Source organism: Zarconia navalis LEGE 11467 (assembly GCF_015207075.1).
Lineage (GTDB): Bacteria > Cyanobacteriota > Cyanobacteriia > Cyanobacteriales > Geitlerinemataceae > Zarconia > Zarconia navalis.
This window is the reverse complement of sequence record NZ_JADEXN010000270.1, coordinates 1-7,166: the sequence shown is the minus strand read 5'-3', so window position 1 is coordinate 7,166 and position 7,166 is coordinate 1. Positions and strand designations below refer to the sequence as shown.

Sequence of the window (7,166 nt, the reverse complement as noted above, 5' to 3'; positions counted from 1 at the left end):
AAGTGGAGGAGGTTCGCATCGACGATACCGAAGCCACCTTCAGTCGCCAGGGCAGCGAACTGAAGGTGGCTTCGGCAACTCCCCTTGCCGATGGCACGAATTTTACCGCTACCGTCCGCTACAGTGGCGTTCCCACCCCCGTGAGCGATCCGGCGATTCCCATTCCCCTGGGTTGGCAGAAGGGAAGGGACGGAATATTCGTCGTCAGCCAGCCGTCGGGTTCCATGTCCTGGTATCCCGTCAACAACCACCCCACGGATAAAGCCACCTATACGTTTCGGATTACCGTCCCTAAACCTTTGGTGGTGGCGGCGAACGGGGTCTTAGAAGAAGCGATGGATAATGGAAGCACCACCACCTATGTTTGGCAGATGCGCTACCCGATGGCGAGTTACCTGGCAACGGTGAATATTAGCAAATTTCTGCGCCAGGATGAAGAAAGTTCCATTGGCGTGCCGATTCGCAACTATTTCCCCGAGGGCACTTCCCCCGAGACGATGGCAGCGTTTCGCCCCACCTCCGACATGATGGCATTTTTTAGCCAGATGCTCGGTTCCTATCCCTACGATGTTTACGGTGTCGTTGTTGTCGGACCAGAATTGGGAGGAAATGCCCTCGAAACTCAGAGTCTCTCTGCGTTTGGTTCCTATGCCACCCGCGAAACCTTGGTTGCGCACGAGTTGGTACATCAATGGCTGGGAAATCACGTCACGGTGAAATTCTGGGAGGATATTTGGCTCAATGAAGGCTTTGCCACCTATTTGCCCCTTCTGTGGATAGAGCATCGATACGGAAAAGAGGCGATCGAGAATGCCATGAGCCAAATGTATCGCGAGTTGGCAACCTTGCGGATGGGCCCGCCAGCGAAGATTGCAGTCAACCAAATGTTTAGTCCCTCGGTATACCACCGAGGTGCTTGGACGCTTCACGCACTGCGGTTGCAGGTGGGAGACGAAACATTTTTCGAGATTCTCAAAACCTATTCCCAGCGCTTTGCTGGAGGGTACGTGACGACGGAGGATTTTCTGGCGGTGGTGAATGAGGTGAGCGATCGGGATTTGACGGCGTTTCTTTCTCAATGGTTGTACGAGGAGACACTGCCATCTGAAGATGGGGAGTAGGGAAGGCTGGGGGGGACGACACGCCTCCCCCGGTCGCGCTCGCCGGTCGTTGTGCCCCTGCTTACAAGAGTGGAATCGCGATGGCTCATAGGTTTAAGAGAAGTCGAAGAAGTACACTTGACAGCTCGTAAAATCGCTTAACTTGTCACCAAGGCCCCGTGCCAACCCTAGCTGTGCGCGTCTCCTTTCAATTGTCTGGGGTCTACCATTATGAAAACCGCTGTAATTGAAATCATCATCAGTCACACAACATGCCTGCCAAAAAACGAAAATCTCCGACTTCAAAAACCGATCGCAAAGTCTACTCCGAATTTGGCACACCCAATAATTCCGAGGCGATCGCCCGTCCGGAGATCGATCTTCCCCCCCAGCAGCAACAACTTAGAATTCAAGCCTCTCGCAAAGAACGCGGCGGCAAAACAGTAACGGTCATTCGCGGTTTTCAATTGAAAACCGACACCTTGAAAAAGCTCCTCAAACAGTTAAAAAATCAATGTGGTACGGGAGGAAGCATCAAAGATGAAACGCTCGAGATTCAGGGCGATCGCACTCAACAAATACTCGAAATTCTTACCAAACTCGGCTACAAAGCTAAAGTTAGCGGCGGTTAAAGAATCGTAAAACTTAGCTCGAGTTGAGAATTTCTTGTTACTTTACATCGGTTATCTTATCAAGCCATCTTGTGAAGAATTTAACATTCCAGAATTAGAAGAGCTATGAATGTGATAAAACTCCCGCGCGCGATCGAACTGTTGCGTATTATTAATCGCAATGCAGACTAAAAGCAAACTAATTAATCCCAAACTCCAGAGTCGCGCTCGCGTCAAGGTACTTAAGGCGACCAAGATAATGAATAACGGCAGAAAATGCAAAGAATACAGGAAAGTTTCGCGACCTGTATAAACTAAATGGAGAACAAACTGACCCGATAGCAGCAACCCTAAAAAGATCCGAAATTTGAGATGGGTTTTGAGGCTAAACAGCGCCCATAATCCCAAACCAAATAACGCCACCCACAAACCGACAGCAACCGCACCCCAAAGACTGCCAGAGCCGGGCAATGAAAATTGGGTAACCATCATCAGTCCACCACCCGCATCACTAGCACCGTTGGGATGGGGGCGGATTTGGATGTCTGGCATCACTATGGTATGGGCGATTAACGATTGAATAATATTGAAGATGCTGCCGGATTCGTCTGAGAAAAGATAGGCTGCTTCTCGAGGTCTGATAACGAACGGTGGAAAGACAGCTTTGGGGAAAATCAGCTTTTGCACCCCAGCCAGAACAGTAACAATGGCAAGGGTTAAACCAAAAATAAGCTGATTGTTTTTATTTTTAATTTTGGGTAGATTTCCCAGAATGGCAGCAAAAATTCCGGCCATCCAATTGGTAATGGTAACGCTGAGGGTCAGGATATTGGTGACGATATAAGACCACAAAGGTCGCTTTCGAGATTGGGCTAGAACGGTTAAGATTGCCGCGAGAATCAGACTCAAAGAGCCGAAGGGATAAGATTCGGGGACGACAAACCAAAACATCGCAGCCGCGCTCGTACTGCCGAGCAAGGTCAACAACATCGCATCCAATCGACGACATCCAAGAAGTCGGATGAGAACGTATAGCGCACCGATCCATAATGAGGCGATCGCTGCCTGATATAATCGGGTCGCGACAATCAGTTGAAGACCTAAGACTTTTAAGCCATAAACCGGCAAACATAGAATTAATGAAAATAACGGATGCTTGTACGTCCGAACGTGTAGGTGGCTGGAACGATTTTCTAACCATTGAAAGTAAGCGGCTGCATCTGAATCGAACCAAGTATCGCCGAAATTTTTGAGTTCGAGTACGTTATCTCCAAGAGCGCGGGCGCCGAGGTAAGTCGCAATACCCGCCCCGAGACAAAGAATGAAGAGAATCACGATATCGGGGAAATATTGATGGACGTGACTCTGAGACGATGAAGGGTTTTTCATGTTGAATTTACAGGTGTATTGTGGTTCTGTATGAGATGACCCTTAAGCATAAATTTAACGCTGGACGTCAATACTAAATTCAAGATAATCTAGAGTCTCTTTTGAAATATTTCTAGAGTGACTCTATTCGGGCTTATAAACTAATAAACTTTGCCAAAAGCAATTGCGCAAATACCCGTTATCATCAATCCAACGCCTATCCAACTGACACTATTGAGCTTTTCTTCGAGCAAAAAAGTGCCTGCGATTGTTGTGGCAATAACTGTCAAGCCAATAACGACGGGATAGGCAATAGATAAATTAAATTTGCTCAGGACGAGAATATAAATGACAGTACTCAGCCCATAGGTCAAAATTCCGCCGACTAAATACCAATTCAAGAAATTTTGAGACGAACCCCATTTCAGAAAGACTTGAGCGCAGGTATTGAGTCCGACAGTGAGAAGGACGAGCAAGGCAAAGAAGAGTTGGGCGAACATAATTAATTTTCTATCTTCGGTGGAGTCATCGGATCTGAAAAATCTGCGTCGTACAGAGTCGGCTCTACCAACCAAAGTTCGCGATCTCGAGGATAGGGTATTTGTATCCAATGCCCGAGCCATTTTTCCCACCAGCGTGGGGGATGGGGAAGTGTGGTGACTTGAATGCTGTGACATCCACACAGCCAAGCGCCGAGAATATCGGTATGGAACGAGTCCCCGATCGCGATCGCCCGATCGGGCTGAATTTTCATGCATTCGATCGCTTTGCGGAGGCTGAAAGGAAAGGGTTTGCGAGCGGGAGAAAGTGCCTGCATCTCTAGACGGGACGACCAATATTTGACTCGATATCGGCGCTTGCCATTGGAAAGGAGAAAAAATTTGAACCCCAGGTGTTTGGCTCGCGCGATCCAATCTTCGGCATGGGGAGATAAATATCGATCGTCTTCCGAAACGATCGTGTTATCTAAGTCGAGGATAATTCCTTGAATGTCGAGAGCTTGCAGACGAGCCAAGTCAATGGATGCTAAAGCATGCGTTCGATCTCGTAACTTTTTTCGTTTCATACTCACCTCTGGTGCAACATTTTCCAAGGTTTTGAATTGACGATGCTAGTGACTCGAGCAACTCGAAATTTAGTCGTCCGAGTCACTGACATCGTGTTTCTCTAGAGTAGATACGAGGTAGCCGCGATCGAGTTAACGTCAGTTTTGGAGCTGCTAGAACCCTGATGTGATGGAGATCGAGGAATGGGAAAAGACAATCAATCTCCATGACGAGACACCAAAACTCAGTCTCGTGACGTTAATGAAGAATTCCCTGATGTTCGAGCAGTAAAATCGTGAAGACGCTTGCAACCCAACCGATGACGGCGAACAAGATCGGTTTGTCTGTTAGCAAGACTTCCTCTGGGCGTTCGGTGCGTTTCCCCCGCTGCCAGTTCCGTTGTTGATGCCGATCGCCTTTTCGCGGATTGCTCAACAGTTGGTAGCGAAACAAACCGTACAGGACAAAGGGCAGAGTGGCAAACATCCAGGGGGTCAATGCTCCTTTCAATTGCGGTCCGGAACTCCAAAGCGAGTAGGACATGACGACGCTAGTAGTGACGACACTTTCCATGCGCGTCAACAGTTCGATGGAGTACTGTTGGAGAACCGCTCGGGTTTTGCTGCCGGTTGCGATCGCCAGTCGCAACTCGGCTTTGCGCTTTTCAATTCCTAAAAAGAGCGCCAGCATTGCCGTGCATAGCAAAAACCAATGGGATGGGGTAATGTGATTGATGGCAGCTCCCGCACAGGCTCGCAACACAAATCCCATTGCGATCGCAATGATATCGAGAATGGGTGTGTGCTTGAGTTTCAGGTTGTAGCTCACTTGGAGCAGTGCGTAGCTGAGGACGATCGTTCCCAATAACGCTGATGTGCGCCAACTGATGAGAAGCGTCCCACCCAACAAGCCGATGGCCATGCACGAAGCCACGGGAATACTCACCAATCCGGCTGCGATCGGTCGCTTGCACTTGACGGGATGTCGTCGATCGGAATCGACATCGGCAATGTCATTGAGCAGGTAAAAGCTACTCGAGACACAACAAAATAAGACAAAGGCGAGTAAGCTTCGCACGATAGTCAGCTCGCCAATCTCGAAGGCAAACAGCGGAGCGGCAAAAACAATCAAGTTTTTGGTCCACTGATGGGGTCGGAGTGCTGCGATATGGGGGTAGTAAGCGATCGTTTTCAGCATGGTGTTGATTCCATAAAAGGTTGATGGATACACCCAGAATGGCGGCACGATCGCGTTCTTGATTCTTGACATTTAGGTGACAAGAATCTTTGAATTGACGAACGCTCTGAGCCATTTCCAACTTGCGTCTCGTGCAACTTTTTACGACGCCTTGAATTGACGACGTACAAGCCACTCGAACGTTTGACTCGTTAGTTTGCTAGCATCAAAAGCCAAGTTTTTCAGACTTGAAGTTGCACTGAAGCGTTACTTGTAACCGTAAGGATTCAGGAACTTCAAACAGCACACCCCTAAAACCAGCACACCCCAAAAACAAACGACACATCCCTAAAACTGATGGAGGCTCGAACTTTTATAAGTTCCTCACCTTTTTCTTTTTCTGCGATCGCCCAATGGCTAGCCAGAGTTTTTCGCCGGCCAATCGGGAATCGAAGTCTGCCGAGAACGGGCGATGGCCAAACTGTTATCGGGGACATCTTTGGAGATGGTCGATCCAGCCGCCACCGTCACGTTTTCCCCCACCGTCACCGGCGCGACGAACACGCTATTTGCACCCGTTTTCGACCCGCTGCCGATGTGTGTCGGATGCTTGTTAACGCCGTCGTAGTTGGCGGTAATCGTTCCCGCACCAACATTGACCCGATCGCCCAAAGTCGCATCCCCCAGGTAGGATAAATGGTCGACATTAGTGCGATCGCCGATTTGGGATTTCTTGATTTCTACAAAATTACCCACGCGGCAATTTTGGCCGATCTCGGCCGCACCCCGCAGATGCGCGAACGGCCCGATGCGGCTACCGGCTTGGACGACACTATCGGAAATTACCGAGTACAGCACCGTCACGTTCTGAGCGATCTGACTGTTTTCGATCGAGCATCCCGGCCCGATGCGACAGCCCGATGCGATCGTGGTTTTACCGCGCAGGTGAGTTTGGGGTTCGACGATCGTATCGGGTTCCATGCGGACCGTATCGTCGATCGTGACGCTATCAGGGTCGATGAGAGTCACCCCAGCACTCATCATCTCGTCTTTGACCCGCGCTTGCAAAATTTGATAGGCTTGAGCCAATTGCTGGCGGCTGTTCACCCCAAAAATTTCCTCGGGGTCTGGCGCATCCACCACCGTCACCGGATCGAGATAATTCACCGCATCGGTTAAATAATATTCCTCTTGGTCGTTATTGGCTTGGAGTTGTGGCAAAATTTGAGAGAGTTTGGGCCAGTTAAAGCAGTAGATTCCGGCATTGATGCGGCGATTTTGCTTTTGTGCGTCGGTGCAGTCGCGATCTTCGACGATTTCCCCAAAGACGTTTTGAGCGCTACAGAAAACCCGTCCGTATCCTTGGGGGTTCGGTATCTGCGCCGTGAGGATAGTGGCGGCATTTTGGCGATCGCGATGGGTTGCGGTGAGCGTTTCGAGGGTTTCCGAACGCAGCAGTGGAACATCACCATTGAGAACGAGCAAATCTCCCGTATATCCTTCAAGATGTGGTAGTAGCTGTTGAACGGCGTGTCCGGTTCCCAACTGCTTTGTTTGTTCGACAAATTCAACGTTGGGGTACGATTGCAGTTGCGATCGCACTTGCGCGCTTCCGTAACCGACAATGACAAAACATCGGGTGGGAGAAATGACAGACAAACTCTCTAATACCCGCTCGACCAGAGACTTGCTCCCCAAAGAATGTAACACTTTGGGTAAGTGAGATTTCATCCGCGTACCGCGTCCCGCTGCCAGAATTGCTACCGCTACCATGATTTCGATCTGTTTGGGTAATACTTTTCCAATCCTACGAGTGTATCGCGGTTTCTCACCGATTACTGTTGGATTTGCGCTAGTACCAGTTC

The 7,166-nt window shown here is 49.4% G+C and carries 7 protein-coding genes; 2 read left to right on the top strand and 5 right to left on the bottom strand.

Annotation, left to right across the window (positions count from 1 at the left end; all coding sequences use genetic code 11):
• Nucleotides 1-1,121, top strand: a 1,121-nt coding sequence (locus IQ235_RS14330) for a M1 family metallopeptidase (RefSeq protein ID WP_264322130.1), incomplete at its 5' end; no start/stop codon positions are given.
• A 251-nt stretch (nucleotides 1,122-1,372) separates the two neighbouring features.
• The gene (locus IQ235_RS14325; protein ID WP_264322129.1) at nucleotides 1,373-1,732 is read left to right on the top strand and encodes a translation initiation factor; all 360 of its coding nucleotides are present in this window, start codon (nucleotides 1,373-1,375) and stop codon (nucleotides 1,730-1,732) included.
• Nucleotides 1,733-1,783: 51 nt separating this feature from the next.
• Here IQ235_RS14325 and IQ235_RS14320 read toward each other — a convergent pair whose 3' ends face one another.
• The 5 genes from IQ235_RS14320 to glmU form a co-directional block, all read right to left on the bottom strand.
• A complete protein-coding gene (locus IQ235_RS14320) occupies nucleotides 1,784-3,100 on the bottom strand; it encodes a hypothetical protein (protein ID WP_264322128.1) in 1,317 nt (438 codons plus the stop codon).
• 140 nt (nucleotides 3,101-3,240) lie between these two features.
• The gene (locus tag IQ235_RS14315) at nucleotides 3,241-3,579 is read right to left on the bottom strand and encodes an SMR family transporter (RefSeq protein ID WP_264322127.1); all 339 of its coding nucleotides are present in this window, start codon (nucleotides 3,577-3,579) and stop codon (nucleotides 3,241-3,243) included.
• Between the two features lie 2 nt (nucleotides 3,580-3,581).
• Nucleotides 3,582-4,145, bottom strand: coding sequence for a YqeG family HAD IIIA-type phosphatase (locus IQ235_RS14310; RefSeq protein WP_264322126.1), 564 nt, complete (start codon nucleotides 4,143-4,145; stop codon nucleotides 3,582-3,584).
• 238 nt (nucleotides 4,146-4,383) lie between these two features.
• The gene (locus IQ235_RS14305; protein WP_264322125.1) at nucleotides 4,384-5,394 is read right to left on the bottom strand and encodes a decaprenyl-phosphate phosphoribosyltransferase; all 1,011 of its coding nucleotides are present in this window, start codon (nucleotides 5,392-5,394) and stop codon (nucleotides 4,384-4,386) included.
• 324 nt (nucleotides 5,395-5,718) lie between these two features.
• Entirely contained in the window at nucleotides 5,719-7,074 is a 1,356-nt protein-coding gene (gene glmU / locus IQ235_RS14300) for a bifunctional UDP-N-acetylglucosamine diphosphorylase/glucosamine-1-phosphate N-acetyltransferase GlmU (RefSeq protein WP_264322124.1), read from the bottom strand.
• Between the last annotated feature and the right edge of the window lie 92 nt (nucleotides 7,075-7,166).

Bases quoted from the DNA above. Each gene is read 5' to 3' on its own strand.
- IQ235_RS14325 (WP_264322129.1), top strand. From the start codon at position 1,373: ATGCCTGCCAAAAAACGAAAATCTCCGACTTCAAAAACCGATCGCAAA.
- IQ235_RS14320 (WP_264322128.1), bottom strand. From the start codon at position 3,100: ATGAAAAACCCTTCATCGTCTCAGAGTCACGTCCATCAATATTTCCCC.
- IQ235_RS14315 (WP_264322127.1), bottom strand. From the start codon at position 3,579: ATGTTCGCCCAACTCTTCTTTGCCTTGCTCGTCCTTCTCACTGTCGGA.
- IQ235_RS14310 (WP_264322126.1), bottom strand. From the start codon at position 4,145: ATGAAACGAAAAAAGTTACGAGATCGAACGCATGCTTTAGCATCCATT.
- IQ235_RS14305 (WP_264322125.1), bottom strand. From the start codon at position 5,394: ATGTCAAGAATCAAGAACGCGATCGTGCCGCCATTCTGGGTGTATCCA.
- glmU (WP_264322124.1), bottom strand. From the start codon at position 7,074: ATGGTAGCGGTAGCAATTCTGGCAGCGGGACGCGGTACGCGGATGAAA.